Source organism: Pseudomonas bharatica (assembly GCF_048586865.1).
In the GTDB taxonomy this organism is placed as follows: Bacteria; Pseudomonadota; Gammaproteobacteria; order Pseudomonadales; family Pseudomonadaceae; genus Aquipseudomonas; species Aquipseudomonas bharatica.
Genome location: NZ_JBMAWR010000002.1, coordinates 294,791 through 314,464, shown reverse-complemented (window position 1 = coordinate 314,464; position 19,674 = coordinate 294,791). Strand labels below are relative to the sequence as shown.

At 61.5% G+C, this 19,674-nt stretch carries 21 protein-coding genes; all 21 read left to right on the top strand.

What is annotated here, in order from left to right:
* The first annotated feature begins 33 nt into the window (after positions 1 to 33).
* The 21 genes from ACKLLE_RS03870 to ACKLLE_RS03770 all read left to right on the top strand — a co-directional run bounded on the left by ACKLLE_RS03870 (position 34) and on the right by ACKLLE_RS03770 (position 19,579).
* A complete protein-coding gene (locus ACKLLE_RS03870) occupies positions 34 to 558 on the top strand; it encodes a DnaT-like ssDNA-binding protein (RefSeq protein ID WP_420056927.1) in 525 nt (174 codons plus the stop codon).
* Positions 555 to 1,568: a hypothetical protein gene (locus tag ACKLLE_RS03865; RefSeq protein ID WP_420056926.1), complete on the top strand. Its 1,014-nt coding sequence runs from the start codon at positions 555 to 557 to the stop codon at positions 1,566 to 1,568. Before ACKLLE_RS03870 ends, ACKLLE_RS03865 begins: the two co-directional genes overlap by 4 nt.
* 3 nt (positions 1,569 to 1,571) lie before the next feature.
* Positions 1,572 to 1,961: a hypothetical protein gene (locus tag ACKLLE_RS03860; RefSeq protein ID WP_420056925.1), complete on the top strand. Its 390-nt coding sequence runs from the start codon at positions 1,572 to 1,574 to the stop codon at positions 1,959 to 1,961.
* 1 nt (position 1,962) lies between these two features.
* Entirely contained in the window at positions 1,963 to 2,400 is a 438-nt protein-coding gene (locus tag ACKLLE_RS03855; protein WP_420056924.1) for an HK97 gp10 family phage protein, read from the top strand.
* Complete coding sequence (locus ACKLLE_RS03850; protein ID WP_420056923.1) at positions 2,397 to 2,825, top strand: phage tail terminator-like protein; 429 nt, start codon at positions 2,397 to 2,399, stop codon at positions 2,823 to 2,825. Before ACKLLE_RS03855 ends, ACKLLE_RS03850 begins: the two co-directional genes overlap by 4 nt.
* Before the next feature lie 38 nt (positions 2,826 to 2,863).
* Entirely contained in the window at positions 2,864 to 3,523 is a 660-nt protein-coding gene (locus ACKLLE_RS03845; protein WP_420056922.1) for a phage tail protein, read from the top strand.
* 8 nt (positions 3,524 to 3,531) lie between these two features.
* Complete coding sequence (locus ACKLLE_RS03840) at positions 3,532 to 3,915, top strand: phage tail assembly chaperone (RefSeq protein ID WP_420056921.1); 384 nt, start codon at positions 3,532 to 3,534, stop codon at positions 3,913 to 3,915.
* A complete protein-coding gene (locus tag ACKLLE_RS03835; RefSeq protein ID WP_420057063.1) occupies positions 3,912 to 4,229 on the top strand; it encodes a DUF1799 domain-containing protein in 318 nt (105 codons plus the stop codon). The genes ACKLLE_RS03840 and ACKLLE_RS03835 overlap by 4 nt, the downstream gene beginning before the upstream one ends.
* Positions 4,230 to 4,232: 3 nt before the next feature.
* Entirely contained in the window at positions 4,233 to 7,730 is a 3,498-nt protein-coding gene (locus ACKLLE_RS03830; protein ID WP_420056920.1) for a phage tail tape measure protein, read from the top strand.
* Entirely contained in the window at positions 7,730 to 8,068 is a 339-nt protein-coding gene (locus ACKLLE_RS03825) for a phage tail protein (RefSeq protein WP_420056919.1), read from the top strand. The genes ACKLLE_RS03830 and ACKLLE_RS03825 overlap by 1 nt, the downstream gene beginning before the upstream one ends.
* A gap of 9 nt (positions 8,069 to 8,077) precedes the next feature.
* Positions 8,078 to 8,827, top strand: a complete 750-nt coding sequence (locus ACKLLE_RS03820; protein WP_420056917.1) for a phage minor tail protein L — start codon at positions 8,078 to 8,080, stop codon at positions 8,825 to 8,827.
* Positions 8,828 to 8,829: 2 nt separating this feature from the next.
* The gene (locus ACKLLE_RS03815) at positions 8,830 to 9,585 is read left to right on the top strand and encodes a C40 family peptidase (protein WP_420056916.1); all 756 of its coding nucleotides are present in this window, start codon (positions 8,830 to 8,832) and stop codon (positions 9,583 to 9,585) included.
* 513 nt (positions 9,586 to 10,098) lie between these two features.
* A complete protein-coding gene (locus tag ACKLLE_RS03810; protein WP_420056915.1) occupies positions 10,099 to 10,683 on the top strand; it encodes a tail assembly protein in 585 nt (194 codons plus the stop codon).
* 65 nt (positions 10,684 to 10,748) lie between these two features.
* Complete coding sequence (locus ACKLLE_RS03805; RefSeq protein WP_420056914.1) at positions 10,749 to 11,108, top strand: hypothetical protein; 360 nt, start codon at positions 10,749 to 10,751, stop codon at positions 11,106 to 11,108.
* A 54-nt stretch (positions 11,109 to 11,162) separates the two neighbouring features.
* Entirely contained in the window at positions 11,163 to 15,008 is a 3,846-nt protein-coding gene (locus ACKLLE_RS03800; protein ID WP_420056913.1) for a TipJ family phage tail tip protein, read from the top strand.
* On the top strand, positions 15,008 to 16,081 hold the full coding sequence (locus ACKLLE_RS03795) for a hypothetical protein (RefSeq protein ID WP_420056912.1): 1,074 nt from the start codon (positions 15,008 to 15,010) through the stop codon (positions 16,079 to 16,081). Before ACKLLE_RS03800 ends, ACKLLE_RS03795 begins: the two co-directional genes overlap by 1 nt.
* Before the next feature lie 21 nt (positions 16,082 to 16,102).
* Positions 16,103 to 16,873, top strand: coding sequence for a hypothetical protein (locus ACKLLE_RS03790; RefSeq protein ID WP_420056911.1), 771 nt, complete (start codon positions 16,103 to 16,105; stop codon positions 16,871 to 16,873).
* A gap of 2 nt (positions 16,874 to 16,875) precedes the next feature.
* On the top strand, positions 16,876 to 17,424 hold the full coding sequence (locus ACKLLE_RS03785; RefSeq protein ID WP_420056910.1) for a tail fiber assembly protein: 549 nt from the start codon (positions 16,876 to 16,878) through the stop codon (positions 17,422 to 17,424).
* A gap of 57 nt (positions 17,425 to 17,481) precedes the next feature.
* On the top strand, positions 17,482 to 17,913 hold the full coding sequence (locus tag ACKLLE_RS03780; RefSeq protein ID WP_420056909.1) for a lysozyme: 432 nt from the start codon (positions 17,482 to 17,484) through the stop codon (positions 17,911 to 17,913).
* Positions 17,910 to 18,272 (top strand): hypothetical protein, encoded by a 363-nt coding sequence (locus ACKLLE_RS03775; RefSeq protein WP_420056908.1) that lies wholly within the window; start codon positions 17,910 to 17,912, stop codon positions 18,270 to 18,272. The genes ACKLLE_RS03780 and ACKLLE_RS03775 overlap by 4 nt, the downstream gene beginning before the upstream one ends.
* Before the next feature lie 293 nt (positions 18,273 to 18,565).
* On the top strand, positions 18,566 to 19,579 hold the full coding sequence (locus tag ACKLLE_RS03770; RefSeq protein WP_420056907.1) for a hypothetical protein: 1,014 nt from the start codon (positions 18,566 to 18,568) through the stop codon (positions 19,577 to 19,579).
* Positions 19,580 to 19,674: the final 95 nt, after the last annotated feature.

The following is a 19,674-nucleotide window of genomic DNA, read 5'->3' as shown; positions in this document are numbered from 1 at the left end:
CAAATCCGGCGCCCACCAATTCGAGATACCACGATGCCTGACTTCTACGGGACATTGGCCGGCGCCGATGCGTACCTGGCTGCCCGCGGCAATGCCGCTTGGGTCGCAGCCACTGAGGAGGATAAGCAGGCCGCCCTGGTGCGGGCATCGGGGTATGTGGACGGCATGGTCGGCCAGCAGGCGAACAACGCTACCGCTGGCTGCGTGTACGTCTTCCCTGGCCAGAAGGCAGGTGGCTACGGCCAGACCCTGCAATGGCCGCGAACAGGCGCCATGGATCGTATGGGCGACCTGGTGCCTGAGGACGTCGTACCGGCTGCCATCGAGCATGCCACCTACGAGGCTGCAGCCCGTGAACAGGCCTCTCCCGGCAGCCTGAATCCTGACTTCGTTCCATCCCAGGTAGTGCAGCGCGAGAAAGTCGGCCCCCTGGAACAAGAGTTCGCGGTGGCCAAGAACGGTAACCCCAGCATCCGCCCAGTGATCGGAGTTATCGATTCGCTGCTGTACCCGCTTCTGGTCGTGCGCTGCCCGGCGCCGGCGGTGTATGTCGTATGACCGCCGCCGATATCCTGCGGGCCATTGAGGCGCTGGAGCCGGGCATGCAGAAGGCCTACCTCGACTCGATCCGCGCCGCAGTGGATGCTGCGGTGATCGCCGAGGTTGAGCGGCTCATTGCCGAGGATGACGAGCAGGGGCTGGTTGCCTTGCTGAGCCTAGGGGCGCTGGCAGCATTCGCTGAAGCCATGCGCGGTGCTTTCCTGGCTGGTGGCCGCTTCGAGACTGTGGCCATCGTCATTCCAGCGACGCTGCGCCGCGAGATTGGCCGGAAAGAGTTCGATCCATCCACCCAGCAGGCCCAAGCCAGAATCGCCCAGCAGGTCGAGAAGGTGCGCCAGGTATCCGTCGACGGTGTGCGTGAAGCGATCCGTGCAGTGATGGGCAGTCGACGCACGATTGGCGGCCCACAGCGCACCGCGCGGCAAGCCGTCCTTGACTTGGTCGGCCGCACGAGCCCCCAGACCGGCAGGCGAACCGGCGGTGTGCTGGGTCTGCCCGGCAACATGGCGCAGTACGTGGTCGATGCCCGGCAGCAGCTGCTGAGCGGCGACCCTGACGAGATGCGCAAGTACTTCGCCCGGACTCGGCGCGACCGGCGCTTCGACGGCATCGTCCGGCGCGCCATGGAGGCAGGTAAGCCAGTGGCCGCTGCAGACGTCGAAAAGATCGCCGGGCGGTACTCCGATCGCCTGCTGAAGACGCACGTCGAGATGCTGACGAAGACCGCCGCAGCCGAGTCGTTCAACGCCGGGCGCGACCAGGCATGGGAGCAGCTGGTATCCCAGGGGGTGGACCGCTCCAAGATCGAGAAAGAATGGCGTGACCGCGCCGACGAGAAGGTGCGCAACAGCCACCGGCACATGCGCGGCGAGACCGTGATCCTAGGCCAGGCCTTCCGCACCAACAGCGGCGCGCTGCTGCGTTATCCGGGCGATATGGCCCTGGGGGCTGGCTACGACGAGACCGCAAACTGCCGCTGCTACCTGGTCTACCACCTGAGGACTTGATTCATGGCCGATATCTACGACCGCGGCCGGGCGCTGGCGGTGCGCATGCTTGCGCCTCGCTCGAAGGGCGGCAAGGGTGCAGAGATGACGCTGCAACGGCGGCAGCAGGGCGCCTACGACCCTGTTGCTGGCGGTGCACCGACCGTAACAGTGAGCCATCAGGGATCGGCATTCCGCGACACCTACGAGCAGAGGGACGTGGACGGGGCGCGCATTAAGCAAGGCGACGTCAAGCTGCTGGTGTCACCGGCGAAGCTCGATGGCTCAGATCTGCCAGAGCCGACCACCCAGGATCAGGTCCTGTTCGGCGGCAAGACCTATACGCTCATCGCTGTGAAGCCCTGGAACTACGCCGGCCTGGCGGTCGGCTTCGAAGTGCAGGCGAGGGCATAGCATGGCCAACCACATGACGTCGCGCTTCGGCGGCTTGAATGGCTCATTCGCCCAGCAGCTGCAGCGGTTCCGCGACCAGACACTGGACGCCATGGACGAGGTGTTCCGCCGGGTGATGATCGAGATCGGCACGACCGTGATTCGACTGTCACCGGTGGACACCGGGCGCTTCCGGGGCAACTGGCAGTTCACTGTCGACGCGCCGGCCAATGCCAGCCTCGACAACCTGGACCCGAACGGCCACGAGACCATCGCCAAGTTGGTCGGCGACGTTCAGCGCCTGAGCTACGGACAGACCGCCTACCTGGTCAACAACCTGATCTACTCCATCCCGCTGGAGTATGGCCACAGTGGCCAGGCACCCGCGGGCATGGTCCGCATCACCCTGGCCGGCTTCCAGCAGATGGTCGAGCAGGCCGTCAGAGAGGTCACCGCATGAGCCACGCACGAGCCCGCCAGGCGATCGAGATCAAACTGGCGGCCTGGGCCTCGGCCTATCCCATCAGAGTGGCGAACTTCGAGCAGGGGTTCGATCCAGCTGCCGGGGAAACCTACCTCCGGTCGTTCCTGCTCCCGGGGCCAACCACCTGCCGCTACCTGGGTGGCGAGGCCTACGAATACGCCGGCGTGTACCAGGTGAGCATCATCTGCCCCTCCGGCACACCACTCGGCACCGCCGAAACATTGATTGCCGCACTGTCCGACCTATTCCCGGTGGACTCCGAGCTGAGCCAGGGCGGTTTCGACGGCCTGATCATCCAGCCGGTAGAGCAGGGGCCCACCATTACCGAGCCGACGACCTACACGGTCCCGGCCAGCATCAGCTACCGCGGCGTCGCGGACCACCTGCCCACTGGGGCATAACCACCGCCGCCCGGCGGGCTTTCAAGAGGAACCACACCATGGCCGCACGCTTCCCGCTGCCGAACGGCGCTATCGTTGAGATCGCCGCGACCCTGGGGGCCGCCGTCCCCTTTACCGCAATCACTAACGCTGCGCCGCCGGTGCTGAGTGCAGTAGGCCACGACCTCACCGCGCAGGATATCGTGCTGATCGACTCCGGCTGGGCCAAGCTCACCGACCGCGCGGCGCGCGTGGTGAACCCCCTGACCGACAGCTTCGGCCTGGGCAGCATCAGCACCTCCAATGCAGAGATCTACACTCCAGGCGCTGGCCTGGGCTCGGTGATCCCGGTCACCGACTGGGTGCAGATCTCGAAAGTTACCGGCTTCACCCCCTCGGGCGGTGAGCAGCAGTTCGCCACTGTCGGCTACCTGGAAGACGATGACGACCGCCAGTTCCCGACCAACCGCAACCCGCTGAGCCTGGCCATCGTGGTCGAGGACCAGCCGGCCGCTGCCTACGTGGGCGCCGTCGAAGGCTTCGACGAGTCCAAGGAGCTGACCGTGGTCCGCCTGAAGCTGCGCAACGGCGATCAGATCCTGTACCCGGGTTACGTCAGCATCACCACCACTCCGACCATGGAGCGGAACAACATCATGACGCGCACTATCAGCGTCGGCCTGTCCGGTCGCCCGCTTCGTTACCTGGCCGGCGCGTAGGAGTTCTCATGGCGAAGATCAAGATCGCGCAGAACCCCACGTTCGCCGCTGTGGTGCAGGTTCCGCGCATTGGCGCCGAGCCGGCTCCAGTGGAGTTCCAGTTCCGCTACATGGACCGCGTGGCCCTTTCCTCGATGTTCGATCGCTGGAACAAGGCGCGGGACGCCTGGGCAGCGAAGGCCCAGAACGACGGGGCAACCTGGGAGGAGGTCACCACTGGCGAAATCGCCCTGCAGGCCGAGCAGCTAGGCGAGATCGTCACTGGCTGGGACCTGGAAGACGAGTTCAGTGCTGAGGCCATCGTTGACCTGGTGCGCACCTGCACCGGCGCACCGAAGGCGGTCATCGATGCGTTCCAGGCCGCCTACAGCCCGGCCCGCCTGGGAAACTGAGGGCGGCGGCCAGGGCTTGCTACGAGCGCGGTCCCTCCGCCGAGCAACTGGCGGCGCTGGGCCTGACGCCGGATGACGTCGAGGAGGAGGTGGTGGAGGTCTGGCCGGACGCATGGCCAGCCTTCCGCCTGTTCGATGCCTTGGGCACACAGTGGCGGGTGGCTTCCGGGGGGGCGTCTGGCCTGGACTACACCGCCATACCCGCAACGGCCTCGATGCTCGGCATCAAGCGCCGCGACCTAACCGACATTTTTCCCGATCTCCGCGTCATGGAGGTCGAGGCCTTGGCCGTCATGGCCGAATCGATGGAGTAGATCATGACCACCATTGCCTCTCTCGGTCTACAGATCGACTCCGGCGATGCTGTCGAGGCCAAGGACAACCTCGACCAGCTGACTGATGCCGGCAAGCGCAGCGAGGAATCGGCCGGGCGAACCGGGCGTGCCTGGGAGACCGCTCTGGGCAGCCTGCAGGGTGATACTCGGCAGATCGTGCAAGAGCTGCAGGCGCTTAACGCCAAGCAGACCGAGTTGGCACAGCAGATGGCCACCGTGGGGCGCGCCGTCACCAACGCTTCCACTGCATTCAGCAGCGCTGCAGCGAACATGGGTGCGTTTCGGGCCGAGGCCGCACAGGCGGGCAAGGTGCAGGAGGCGCTCACCAGCGCTACGGATGCCGGTGCCCAGGCTGGTCGGCGAGCTGCTGAATCCGCCGACGAGCAGCAAGCAAGGATCCTGGCGGTGGCCAAGGCCTCGCTGGAGGCCAGCCAGTACGTGCAGTCGCTCAACCGGGCGACCGAGCACAGTGCCGAGGTCACCGCCCAGGCGAATGCCGTTCTATCGGACAGTGCCAGCCGCCAGGCATCCATCAACAGCCGTGCTCAAGCCCTCATCGCCACGGAAGAGCGCCAGGCGGAGGCGGCGAAGAAGGCCGCCGGCGCTCACCGGGAAGAAGGCCAGGCGCTCGAGGAGCTACTGGGCAAGATCGACCCGACCATCGCGGCCATGAGTCGGCTGGACCAGATGGAGCAGAAGCTGAAGGGCTTCCGCACGAGTGGCGCGCTCGATGCGGAGACCTTCGGCGAGTACCAGACGAAGATCGACCAGGCGCGTGCGGCCTTGGGCGGTGCCGATACCGCGCTGAACAAGACCGGCATGTCGGCCAAGGCCACGGCTGCAGCATTACGCGGCGTGCCGGCGCAGTTCACCGACATCGTGGTGTCCCTGCAGGGCGGTCAGGCGCCGCTCACCGTGCTGTTGCAGCAGGGCGGGCAGCTCAAGGACATGTTTGGCGGCGTCGGGCCGGCTGCACAGGCGATGGGAGGCTACATTGCCGGGCTGATCAGCCCGCTTACACTGAGCGCAGCAGCGGTCACAGGACTGGCAGTGGCAGTAGTCGCTGGGATTGGCGATCTGAACGAATTCAACAAGGCTCTGGCCTTGACGGGTGGCGTTGCAGGCAAAACATCATTCCAGCTCGTTGATCTGCAAAACAAGCTGGCCAATGGGAAGTACTTCAGCCAAGCCAACGAGGCATTGCTCGCGCTGGTCGGATCGGGAAAGCTTACGGGCGAGACATTCGACGCCGTTGCAGGGGCGGCCACCCAGCTATCCGCTGCCTCCGGCGAGAGCGCCGGCAAGTTTGCGCAAATGTTTGTCGACGCAAAAAACGACGTTACAGCTTTTGCGCTGGAGTTCAACTCCAAATACCACGCAGTGACTCTGGCAACCTTTGATCAGATACAGGCTCTTGAAGATCAGGGGCGCCACATGGATGCCCTGAAGCTTCTTGCTGGCGAAGTCTCCGAGGAAATGACTCGTCGGAATGAGGAGATATCCGAGTCCACGCGGGGTATTGCCAAGCTTTGGGATGACGCGACAAGCGCTGTGCGCAGGTACTGGAATGAGCTAAAGCAAGGGGTTGCGGCTGATCCGGATCAGTTCCGTATGCAGGTGCTGCAGCAGCAGGTTGCTGATATAGACAAGCAGTTCTGGTTCAGCGATAGCTCACGAGACGCCCTGAAAAAGCAGTACACCGACGAGATTGCTTTGATCCAGAAGCGAATCGATGCTGGCGTCAAAGAACGTCAGGATCGTGCGGATGGGGAAGCCGCGATCCAGAAGCAAGCCGACCTCCAGAAGAAGCTGAATGATCAGCTCGACCAAGCGAACCCTGAGCGCAAGAGAGCGAAGGCGCTACAGGGCCTGAAGCAGCGGTTCATTGATTTGCGTGAGGCTGCAAGGGAGACGGGCAAGCAAAGCCCGTTATTGGCTGGTGTGTCTTTCGATGGTGACAAAGTATCGGGAGGCGCTTACGACATTCTGGCCAAGGGCATTGCGGATCGGAACAAGGACAAGGTCGGAAAGACTTCCCCAATCGACCTCTCCGGATTCAACGACCAGAAGAACGCGCTGAGCGCCATTCTGGCTGAGTACAAGAACCACCAGAAGGAGCTGGACGCGGCGCAGAAGGCTGGGCTGATATCCCAGGAGTCGTACGCCTCCCAACGCGCAGCGATCATCGAGCAGCAGAAGGGCGATGTCACCCACGCCTACGAGTCTGAGATCAAGGCTCTGGAGGAGGCAAAAGGGAAGAGCACCACCAGTGCCCAGCAGCGCATCCAGCTGGACCAGAAGATCGCTGATGCTCGCGCTGCCATGCTCAAGGCTCAGAAGGATGCCGACACAGAACTGGCGGTGCTGGCGACCAACGAACAGGGCCGCCTGGCCAAGCAGGCCAGGGCAGTGCAAACCTACACCGATGCCCTCGACCAGCAGGTCCTGGCGCTGAGGTTGCAGGGCCAGCGCTCGGCCGATGGCCTTGGGCTCGGTGATCGGCAGCGCGGCCTGCAGGATCAGCAGAACGGTATCACCGACCGGATGAACCAGCAGCGCCTGGACCTGGCCAATCAGTACGGCGACGGCTCCCGTGGCATGAGCCTCGACGAGTACAACCAGAAGCTGTCGGCCCTGAGCAAGACCGAGAAGGATCTGCAGGAAACCACCATCGCCAACTACGACCAGATGACTGTCGCGCAGGGCGATTGGCGCAAGGGTGCATCCTCCGCCTTCCAGAACTATCTGGACCAGGCTAGGGATGTTGCCGGCCAGACGAAGGCGCTCTTCACCAGTGCCTTCACCAGCATGGAAGACGCTGTCGTGAACTTCGCCATAGCTGGCAAGTTCTCGTTCTCGGACTTCACCAAGTCGATCCTGGCGGATATGGCGAGGATCGCGACACGCCAAGCCGCATCTGGGTTGCTGTCGAGTATCGCCGGTACCGCTGTCGGCGCCTGGTTTGGAGGTGGGGCGGGCGCTGCCTCGTCCGGAGCTTCGGGGGCAGCCAGCGCAGCGGGCTCGAGCGGTTTTGACTACGGCCTGGGCAGTGCGTCATCGGGCATGACCTATACCCCGACGTTCTCGGATGGCGGTTTCACCGGTGAGGGCGGCAAGTTTGACCCTGCCGGTATCGTCCATGCGGGTGAGTTCGTGCTTCGTCGGGAGGTTGTGAGCCAGCCTGGCATGCTCGACTACCTCGAGACACTGAACACCCGGGGTTATGCCGACGGCGGCTTGGTCACCCCGCTTGCAGTGCCTCGGCAGGTCTCCGGTCAGGCTGCGAGTGGAGCATCCATCCAAGTCAGCGCGGCTGTCAGCATCAGCACTCAGGATCAGGGCGGGCAGGGCATGGAGCTTGACCAGGCGCTGCTCCAGCAGAACATGCAGAAGCAGATGCAGGCTGCTGCTGAAAAGGCGGTGGCCGACTCCTGGCGCCCCGGAGGACTGAGTTACCGCAACGTAAACAGGAGAGGCTGATGGCAATCGAAACGTTTCGTTGGGCCACCCAGCGCGGCGAGACGCCTGACATCCAGTACCGTGTGAGGGAGTCCCGTTTCGGCGACGGCTACCGCCAGGTGGTCGGTGATGGCCCCAACAACAAGGAAGACAGCTACCCGGTGACCATCACCGGCGGAAAGGCCAGGACCAAGGATGTCATGGACTTCTTCGATCGTCACGCCGGCGCAAAGGCGTTCCTCTGGACCACTCCACTGGGTGAGCTGGGCCTATTCACCTGCAAAGACCCGAAGCCAACTCCGTTGGGCGGCGACCAGTTCAAGGTCGCTGCCACCTTTGAACGGGCTTTTCACCCGTAAGGAACATCCATGTCACTGACACACGATACCCAGTTGCTCGAGCCGGGAAGCGAAGTGCTGCTGTTCGAACTCGACGGCTCGGATTGGGGGGCTGACATCCTCCGGTTCCACGGGCACGCGATTCCGCACACGCCGGAAGAACTGGAGGCTGCTGGCGCAGATGCTGACCAGCTCCCTGCCAAGTCGATCTGGTGGCAGGGCGAAGAATATGGCGCCTGGCCGATGCAGATCGAGGGGATCAGTGCCAACTCGGACGGTACCGCGGTGCGCCCGAATCTCTCGGTCGGCAACGTTAACGGTCGCATCACCGCCTTGTGCCTCGCCTTCGACGATCTTCTGGAGTTCAAGCTAACCATTCGGCACACGCTGAAGCGGTACCTGGACGCAGAAAACTTCCCTCAAGGTAATCCTGAGGCCGATCCGGCCGAGGAGAGCATCGAGGTCTGGTTTCTTGACCAGAAGGTCTCGGAGAACGGCAGCGTGGTGGTCTGGGAGTTAGCCAGTCCCGGCGACGTCGGTGGTGAGACCATTGGCCGGCAGATGACGCAGCTTTGCCACTGGGCGATGACGAATGGCTACCGGGGGCCTGACTGTGGCTACACCGGGCCCTATGTCGACTTCGACGGCAACCCGACCGACGATCCAGCCAAAGACCAATGCAACGGCTGTCTGGACTCAGGCTGCGTTATTCGTTTCGGCCAGGGCAATCCCAACAGTTTCGGCGGCTTCCCCGCCGTCTCCCTTATCGCCAGGAGCTGATGATGCTGAAGCACATCCTTGCCGCCGTGCAGCAGCACGCCGCGGCAGAGTACCCGCGTGAGTGCTGTGGGTTGCTGCTGGCGGTAGGGCGCAAGCAGGTCTACTTCCCCTGCACTAACACGGCTACCGACCCGACCGAAGAGTTCAGGATTGCGCCGGAGCAGTACGCCGAGGCGGAGGACCGGGGCCAGGTGATCGGCATCGTGCACTCGCACCCGGATGCGACCAGCCGGCCGTCGCCGCGCGACCTGGCCATGTGCGAAGCCACCGGTCTGCCTTGGCACATCCTGTCCTGGCCGGAGGGCGACCTGCGCACTATCACGCCGATCGGCGAGACAGCGCTGCTGGGGCGCCCATTCGTGCACGGCGTATGGGACTGCTGGCAGATCTGCGCAGACTGGTATGCGCGGGAGTGGGGGCTGGAGTTCCCGGCCTACGCGCGGGAAGAGGGGTGGTGGGAGAGAGCAGAAGGCCCGAGCCTGTACGAGCAGGCATACGAGGCTGCCGGATTCCAGCAGGTCAGCCAGCCACAGCGTGGCGATATGATCGTCATGGCCGTAGGGCGCACGGCGCACCCGAATCACGCAGGAATCTACCTTGGCGGTGATCCGGCGCTGCCCGGCGAACGGGCCGAGGTATTTGGGCCTGGCCCCTTTCTCCTGCACCACCTATATGGCAGGCCATCAGAAACCATCGTGTTCGGCGGCCCTTGGCTCGACCGGACGCGCTTGGTGCTGCGACATCGCGATGCTCGGTGATACAGTCCGGGTTTTCAAGGGAGGGAGAACTATGCGGATTTTGATTGCGGGCTTAGTGCTGGCATCGATGGCTGGCTGCACAACGTCGCCCGTTTCACCTGCTCGCGCCAAAGCAGTGCCACCGGATCGGCTGATCCACCAGAGCGCCGCCGACTCGAATGCCTCTATCACCGTAACGAGAGATACGGGCTGGATAGCAGGCGGTGGCTGCTACGTCGGCATATTGATCGATGGCAAGCTCGCCGCCCGGATCGCCACTGGCGAGTCCGTAACCTTTGGCGTTGCATCGGGTCGCCACCTAGTCGGCATGTCTGGCGACCCCATGGGTAGCGGCCTATGCGGTCTTGGGATTGGCCAAACGGTCAAAGAGTCGTCTACAGAGCTCAAGGCCGGAGAGTCACAAAAGTTTAGAGTGTCTGGCGATTCAAGCAGCGGTCTCGACTTGAGGCCCACGTCATTTTGATCATGACCTAAGCCGCCTCCGGGCGGTTTTTTGTTTCTGGAGGTATAGCCATGACAGCAGCTCATGTGATTCCGAATCCTACGGTCATTGTGTTATGTGGGTTTCTCCGCCGTCTTTTTGGGAAAGAGCATCGGCTTTTCCTGGATCGTGGGACGGTGCGCGAAGCCGTCAAGGCTATGGATGTCAATCATCCTGGATTCGCCAGAGAGCTCGCAAAAGCTGAAGAGCGCGGGCTCCGGTTTGCTATTTTCAAAAACGGCAGGAACATTGGCGAGGGGGAGATAGATCGGAGCGGCTCAGCCGAATTGCGATTCGTGCCGGTTGTGCACGGGAGCAAGCGCGCCGGCTTGCTGCAAACAATCATCGGAGTAGCCCTAATTGTTCTTAGCCCGTTTACGAACGGCGCAACTCTGGCCCCGGGGATCGCGCTGACTGCCGGCGGCGTGATCCAGATGCTCAGCCCCCAGGCCAAGGGCCTCTCCCAAAGTGCCGCCCCGGAGAACCTGCCGAGCTACGCCTTCGGCAGCGCGAAGAACACCACGGCCAGCGGCAACCCGGTTCCAATCTGCATCGGCAAGCGCCGGTGGGGCGGGGCGATCATTTCGGCCTCGATCTACGCTGAGGACAAGGCCTGATGCCGGCATCGTGAAGGCTGGGTAGGATGCAGCTATCACGAGCCAATAGCCTGAAAGGATTGATAATGGTTGAGCATTACTACACGGTTGAGGAAAGGGTAGGTCAGCTGAAAAGCTTGGCTTCAGCACTGACCGAGTTGATACCGGTTGCTGAGCTAACTCCGGCAGCAATTCACGTCGATGCCTATCGCCAGGCGCAGGTGACGGCTATGGCGCTGCAGCAAGAGGGATTTACTCAAGGGCAGCTATCATCCTTGGCGAGAGCTATTCCCGATGTTGTTGATCGACACAAAGACTGGATGCCCCCAATGCGCCAATCGGATGCTGGTCGATGGGTTGAGGAGGAGTGGTGGGGGCCGCTCGATGAGAAGTTGCAGCGTGTCCTGACTCTTGCCAGAACGCTACAGACACTTGGTTACTACTGACTCGCATTGCACCTAGCCCGCTTCCGAGCGGGCTTTTTATTGCCTGGAGGAAACATGGGCGCAGCACTTCATCTCGACGTCGCCGGCGCCAAGGGCGGCGAGAGCAAGCCGAAAACCGCGGTAGAGGCACCCGACAGCCTCCGGTCCACCAACATCACTAAGATACTGATTGCGGTCGGCGAGGGTGAGTTCGAGGGTGCGCCCACGGACCGGGATATCTACCTTGACAACACTCCGATCATGGATGCCAGCGGCAACGTCAATTTCCCCGGGGTAAAGTGGGAGTGGCGCCGCGGCTCTGTTGAGCAGGACTACATCCAGGGTATTCCCGCGATCGAAAGCGAGACCACCACCAACGTCGAGCTGCGCAGCGACAACCCGTTCGTGCGCTCGCTGAGCAACACCCAGCTCTCGGCCGTGCGCGTCCGTTTCTCCTGGCCGCGCCTGGCACAGCAGGACAGCAGCGGCAACACTAACGGCTACCGCATTGAGTACGCCATCGACGTAGCCACCGATGGCGGCGCCTACGCCGAGGCTTACCGCGGCGCCGTAGACGGCAAGACCACCAACGGCTACCAGCGCTCCGTGCGTGTCGACCTGCCCACGGCTATATCCGGCTGGATGTTCCGCGTCCGCCGGATCACCCCTAACGCCAACAGCGGCACCATCGCCGACACCATGACCGTCGCCGGCTTCACTGAGATCATCGACCAGAAGCTGCGCTACCCGAACACCGCGCTTCTCTACATTGAGTTCGATGCCCAGCAGTTCCAGAACACCCCGTCCGTAACCGTCGATTGCAAAGCCCGCCGCTGGCCAGTGCCGAGCAACTACGATCCTGAAACCCGAACCTACAGCGGGATCTGGGACGGTACGTTCAAGCAGGCCTGGACCAACAATCCGGTGTGGGCGACCTACGGGATCTGCGTCGAAGATCGTTTCGGCCTGGGCAAGCGCATCCAGAGCTGGATGGTGGACAAGTGGGAGATGTACCGCATCGCCCAGTATTGCGACCAGCTTGTGTCCGACGGCGCTGGCGGCATGGAGCCTCGCTATCTCTGTGATCTGAACCTGCAGGGCAAGGCCGAGGCCTGGACGCTGTTGCGCGACCTGTCCGCGATCTACCGCGGGATGGTGTACTGGGCCCAGGGTGCGCTGTTCATGCAGGCCGACATGCCCCGGGCGCAGGACATCGACTATGTCTTCACGCGTGCGAACGTCATCGACGGCGACTTCGTGTACGGCGGAGCCGAGCGCGGCACGCACTACAGCCGTGCCCTGGTCAGCTACGACAATCCGGCGAACAACTACGACACTGACGTCATTCCGGTTACCGACCTGGCGCTGCAACGCCGGTACCGGGATCGGCCTATCGAGCTATCCGCCATCGGCTGCACCCGGGCCAGCGAGGCCCAGCGCCGCGGGAAGTGGGCGCTGCTGAGCAATAACCAGGACCGCACCGTCACCTTCAAAACCGGGATGGAAGGTGCCAACGTGCTGCCGGGGTACGTCATTCCGGTTGCCGACGAGCTCGTCGCCGGCAGGCCGAACGGCGGCAGGATCTCGGCCGTTGCCGGGCGCACGGTGACGCTCGACCGCGACACCCCGATCAAGCCCGGCGACCGCCTGATCGTGAACCTTCCGAATGGCACGGCCCAGGGTCGCACCGTAGAGTCTGTGGCGGGCCGTGCCGTGACGGTGACTGTCGCTTATGCGCTACAGCCTGAGCCGCAGCTTCAGTGGGCGATCGACTACGAGGACCTGGCCGTCCAGCTGTTCCGGGTGCTGGAGCGCACTCGCACCACGGAAGGCGAGTACGAGTTCACGGCCCTGGAGTTCAACCCAGGCAAGTTCGCGGCTATCGATACCGGCGCCAAGCTGGACGAGCGCCCAATCAGCGTGATTCCAGTGACCACTGTGCCACCACCGGCGAGCGTGAGCCTGTCGTCCGGCTACGCGGTTGACCAGGGTATCGCTGTCAGCACCATGACGATCGCCTGGCCTGCGGTCGAGGGCGCCGTCGCGTACGACGTTGAGTGGCGCAAGGACAACGGGAATTGGGTCCGCCTGCAACGCACCGGCACCACCAGCGTTGATGTCACCGGGATCTATGCTGGCGCATATCTGGCCCGCGTGCGTTCGGTGAGCGGCTTCGACATCACTTCAACCTGGCGCAGCTCCACGCTGACCGATCTCAAGGGCAAGGAAGGCCTGCCGCCGGCAGTTGCGTTCCTGCAAACCACCCCGCTGGTCTACGGCACCCGGCTCTCCTGGGGCTTCCCCGCTGGCGCCGAGGACACACAGCGCACCGAGATCTGGCAGAGTCAGACGACTAGCCGTGACGACGCTATCAAGCTGGGTGATTACGCCTACCCGCAAGCCGAGCACGAAATCCATGGGCTTGTCCCGGGTGCCTCGTTCTTCTATTGGGCGCGCCTGATCGACCGTTCCGGGAACATCGGCCCGTGGTATCCCGCGGGCGTGGGTGTCAACGGTCAGTCGAGCAGCAACGCCGCTGAATACGAGGAGTACTTCAAAGGGCAGATCCGCGAGAGCTCGCTTTACCAGTCCCTGCGCGAAGAGATCAAAAAGATCTCTGGCGACGGGCCTGGCTCGGTCAATGATCGCTTGGAGGAGGCGAAGCAAGAGCTATACGAGCGGATCGACGAACTGACCGATGCGCTGGCGTACGACGAGTCCAAGGCCTACGCCATTGGCGACGTAGTGCGCATGGGCCAGCGACTGTTCCAAGCCCGTGCTGCCGTGCCTGCTGGTGCTGCGCCACCTGACCCTGCCTATTGGATGGATGTCGGCTCGATCGCCGAGGCGGTCGATGCGATGGCTCAGCAGATACAGATCCATACCGCCGCAATCCAGGAGCTTGACGGCCGCGTCACTGCGTCTGCCAGCCAGTTGCAAGCGCTCCAGGCCTCGGCCCGTGACGACGACGGGGAAGGGGATCTCGCAGACGCGATCGAGTCCTGGAAATCGACTGCCCGCTTCGCTGATGAGGTGCGCGTGCAGGCCAGTAAGAACGAGGCGGTGGCCACTCACCTCACGAGCCTCGACGCCGAGGTCGCGGGGAACAAGGCCGGCATCACGACGCTTGAGCAGGTGGTGGCAAACGACCGCCAGGCTTCTGCATCGCGCATCGATCAGCTGCAGTCCGAGTTCGAAGACAGCTCGGTCAGGATTCAAGCCGTCGAAGAAGCCCAGGCTGACACCGACCAGGCAATCGGTGCGTTGCGCACCACGGTGCAGGCGGTCCACACCATCGGTCGCGATGACGACGGCGAGGGCGACCTGCGCGGCGCTATTGAGTCGTGGCAGTCCACTGCTGCATTTGCATCTGAAGTGCGTGTACAGGCAGGCACGAACGAGGCTCTTGCGAGGAAGTCGGACACGCTTGAGGCGTCGATCGGGCAGAACAGCGCTGCTGTCCAGCAGGTTAGTCAAGCGGTTGTCGGCCTGGATGGCAAGGTGAATGCCCAAGTCACTATCAAGGCTCAAACCATCGCCGGGAACCGAAAGGTTGTTGCGGGCCTTGCGCTGGGTAGCAATGGTGAAACTGCGGAGATTCTTGCGTTCGCCCAGCGCTTCGCAATCGTCGATGAATCCAGCGGGCAAATGGTGCTGCCGTTCGTTGTGCAGGGCGGCCAGGTGTTCATGAACACCGCGATCATCAGCACTGCGTACATCCAGCAGATCGTCGCCGGCATGACGATCGTTTCGTCGGCCACAAACGCTCAAGGCCTTCCGCTGCTTGAGATCAACTTCGCCGCCGGCACTTTCATCCTCCGGGGACAAGATGCGAATGGATCGACGCTGCTGAACAACGGCGGCTTGTTCGTCTACGACGCGAATGGAATAGAGCGAACTGCAGTGGGGAGGCTTGCCTGATGGCTGATCTGTATGGGCTCCGGACGCGCGATGCGGCCGGGGCCATAACCCTGGACACCTCGATCGCGACAATCCGTTCACTGAAGATGATGCAAGTCACCGGTACTGGCCCATACAACCAGTACTTCGCGATTCCCGAAATCAAGGCCGACTCATTTGTTGTAGTGGATGCGCTGTTCAAGGGAGCATCTTGGGATGGGACGTGGAGCCCGCAAGCATTCTGGACGGATGGCCAGTTACAACTACGCGCTGCGGGCACTCGCACATGGCAGGTCATGATCCTTTCCCAAGGCGAGCCTTTCGCCACGCCGACAACTTACGGTCTGCGTGCAAATAACAACGGAAACAAGGTGCAGATTGATCCAGTAAACCGAATGCTGAATATCCGATATAGCGGAAACTTCGAATTCGGAGTGATAAAAGTCCCGGGCGGTGTCGAGCAGCCGTCGCCAAACTTCTCTTATCAGTTCCCGGAACCGATCACTACTTATGAAAGGCCGCTGATATTTCTGAATGCGGCAGACTACATGATGGTGAGCGCGTTCTACGTTGATGGAGTACCGGGTAACTGGACGGGCTGGGGCCTTGCTCACGTTGGGTCGGCCTATCGTTTCCACGGCATGACGACATCGACGTACATGAAAATGCGCTGGTTCGCGGCGACATACCAGGCTGTCCGTGAATCACCAGGCGCCTACGGGCTCAGGGTGACAGACGCGGCCGGTGCCCGGATCTTCACGTCATCGGCAAATTTGGTGTCGCTTGCCAGCCAACCGTTCAGTAATTCGTTTTACAACGACAACGAGCCGATTGAAGGTGGTGCGGGTTACACGGCTTCAGCACGGATGGCTTGGACTGGAAGCTTCGAAGACTATGTGCTCGCCAATGCATTGTTTTCATCGACCAACATTGAGCAGACATCTAACCCGATTAAATCGAACTGGGGTGGATTTCTTCCGGGCAACCGTTCGATATTGAAAATGTACACTTCGAACTATTCCGGATCCCCAACAAACCCAATCGGCGCCAATGGCCGCACGCTCTTCGCTGCGCGCCCGATGCGTCCTCTGTAATCAACTTTAAAAGGAAACCCTATGGCCTGGGCAAAACAAGGTACGGTAGCGATCACCGCCGGACAAACAACGGTAACCGGGACCGGAACAGACTTTGCCGCGAGCAGCCGAGTTGGAGATGCTTTTATTGGGCCAGATGGCCTGATCTACGAAGTTACCAACATTGCCAGCGCCTCTGTTCTTTCCATCCTGCCGCCTTATCGCAGCGCAACAGTGACCGCCGGCGCTTATGTGCTGGTCCCAATTCCGGGCTATCCCAAGCTTCTCGCGGATCAGGTAAATGCCATTGTCCAGCAGTGGGGCTTGGCGCTCGCCAGCCTTGGCCCGCTCTCGAGCGTGACAGTGGCGCCGATCGCAAACGGTGGCACCGGCGCAACAACCGTCGCCGGGGCGCGGACAGCTCTTGGCCTGGGCACTGCAGCAACAAGGACGATCGGCACGAGTCCAAGCAATGCCCTGGAGTATGGTGCGTTCGGCCTTGGCCGAACCTTCAACGAAGGTTTCACGCGTCTCAGCGACGCATCCGGCTCCGAGGTGTTCAACACCGGTTTTCATCGCTACGACGTCAACACGGTAGGCCGGCCCACATTCGGCACTGGCTACGGATCGATTATCCAGCTCTCCGCATTCTTCAGTGGAGCGAACTACGGATCGCAGATCGGCGTTGACTATGCGACCAGCGAGATCGGGTTCCGTGCATTGGCTGGCTCGGCGGGCTACACCCCTTGGCGCAAGATCTATCACGACGGCAACACAACCCGTGCCGCAGACGGCACCTTGAAGGCGATCTGATAATGACGAGAGCAGCAATCAACATCAAAGGCGATGGCTCGATCATCGACATCACGTCGCTGGGCAAGTCAGACATCACCGTCGATCACCCTGGTCCAGGCCAGTACCTGGTGCACGGCACTTTGGGTATGGCTCCGCCCCCGGAGGGGTGGGGCTACGTCATCAATCAGCTCGACTCCGGCGCATCGGTGGCGACCTCGTTCACCGATGGCGTGCTTGCTGTGAGCGTGGCAAAGGAGGGCGAGCCTGCAGATCTGCTGCACAGCCTCACGCTACACGTCAGCGTCGATGATCTGCCGCCGGCCGAGTTGCCACTGCCGGAGCCTGGCACATCGAATCCACTGGAACAGGTGCTGGCAGAAACCGCCCGCCGCCGTGCGATTGCCGATGCTGCGATCGCGCCGCTTCAAGATGCAGTGGATCTGGACGAAGCCACCGAAGCCGAGGCCGCGCTACTGAAGGAGTGGAAGCGCTACCGCGTTGCGCTCAACCGCTTGCCGGAACAGCCGGGATACCCGAACAGCATCGACTGGCCCGCGCCGCCGGCCTGATCTGCTCCGAATCCACCGACCGCCGCCTGGCGGTATTTTTTTGCCTGGAGAAAAACCATGCGTACATCGCAACGCGGCTTGAACTTAATCAAGTCGTTCGAGGGCCTGCGCCTGCAGGCGTACCAAGACTCGGTCGGCGTCTGGACGATCGGCTACGGCGCGACCCGGGGCGTGAAGCCCGGCATGACGATCACCAAGGACCAGGCCGAGCGGATGCTGCTGAATGACGTGCAGCGCTTCGAGCCGGAAGTGCAGCGGCTGGTCACCGCGAAGCTGAACCAGAATCAGTGGGATGCTCTGGTCTGCTTCACTTACAACCTGGGTGCGGCAAACCTTGAGTCATCGACGCTCCGGCGCCTACTGAACGCTGGCGACTATGCCGGGGCCGCCGACCAGTTCCCGCGCTGGAACAAGGCCGGTGGAAAGGTGCTCCCGGGCCTGGTGCGTCGCCGCGCTGCGGAGCGCGATCTTTTCCTGGGTGCGGCATGAGTGCCTGGGCGCTGCGCCTCACCGGCGCTGGCCTACTGATCCTTCTCGGTATGGCCGTCGGCACCTGGGCCACCACTGCGCACTTCCGCCCTCTGCTCGACGCCGAGCAGGAGCAGGTGACCACTTGCAAATCTGCCCGGGACAACCTCGCCGGACTGGCCACGGAGCAGGGCAGGGCCCTGGGCGACCTGGCCCTGGCCGCGAACGAACGCCAGGCTGCCGCGGAGCAGGCAGTGAGCGAAGCCAAGGCCAGCGCGGATCTCGACTATGCCGCGGCGAACCGGCTGCAGCAAGAGCGCACTGGCGGTGATCAGTGTGCTGCCGCGACATCGATCATCGACAAGGAGCTTGGCTTATGAGAGCGATGCTGGGAGTGTGCGTGCTGCTGCTGGTCGGCTGCGCGGGAAGGGTTGAGCCTGCAATTCAGTACCTGCGCGTCGAGGTTCCGGTACAGGTGCCGTGTCAGGCGCCAGAGGTCGCAGTACCGGTTTGGACAGCTGCCGACCTACGAAAGACCGACAGTTTGGAGGTGAAGGTGAGGGCTCTTCTGGCTGAGCGTCGCCAAAGAATTGGGTATGAGCGACTCTTGGCAGCCGCCGCAAAGGCATGTAGATAGTGCTGTGGAAGCTCCATTGCCCAGCTCAGGAGGTACATGCATATGGGAGATCCCATATTAGTTTCCCTACCCTCGATTCATGTAACTTTAGTCGGATTTTTCGGCGCGATACTGTGTGGATTTGGTGTTTATGCCCTTCAAAAGATACACGACCTGGAAGACGCCAGAGCCAGGCTTGTAAAAGATCTCAAATCGTTGGTTTGCGGTTTTACTTGGATAAATAGGGATAGGTTTGCTGATGAGTCTGGCGCAATAAGGTGGGATGTTGTTTACCAGGCACTGAAGTCTGCATTCAACACGTCTAGGGGTTTCGGAGGGTTCAATAGCTCAGATGATGTAAAGAACAATTTTGATGGATTTTTATCGGTATTTTCTTCTGTTTATATGATGTACCCGTTTGCTAGCGGCGAAAACGCTGATGCCGCCAGTATCAGCGCTGCCTGTGCAAATAGACGCTGCCTTCCGTTCGATGAGGATAGAACAAGGAGCCTTCAGGACGCCGTAGAGAAACTACGGTTCTGGTCTCACTGTTATGCGGCTGACTTTCGCAGCCTAGGTGAGCGGTATGGGAAACTGAAGCGGGATGAGCAGCTCAGAATGCACGCAGAATCGCTGGAGATGTCCATCAGATCAATTCCTCATCTAGATTCTATTCAAGAAATGGGAATCCGTGAACGCAATAAAGAGCCCGTCGTTCCTAATATTGATTATGCTAAGTTTGTAGATCAAGCGTTTTCAATATTGAATCAGTATGAATATAACGTCCTGCCTAGGTTGATTGAGATGGATGAGGGGGTAAGAGCCTGGAAGCGCAGGTTCCCTTTTTTAGCTGCTCATAATCTCATGATTTTCTTAGTCGTTTTCATCTTGTTCTTCGGTGTGTTTTTGCCTCCTTTAATATTGTGGATTCAAGATGGCTATGATTTGTGTGTGGATTATGGCGTCTGCTGGAGCAAATGGTATTCATTAATTCTACTTGTTGTAACGGCTGCTCCCTATTTTTGCCTTGGCGCATGGTGGGCCAAAAAGAAATATGAAATGAGGCGCTGATGGTTTTAAGGCCATAGACCAAGCTGCTATTTGCTCGCCATGCCAGAAGTAATTGTCCAGCTGCATTGGCAGTGTACCCATGCCGTAAAGTTTAG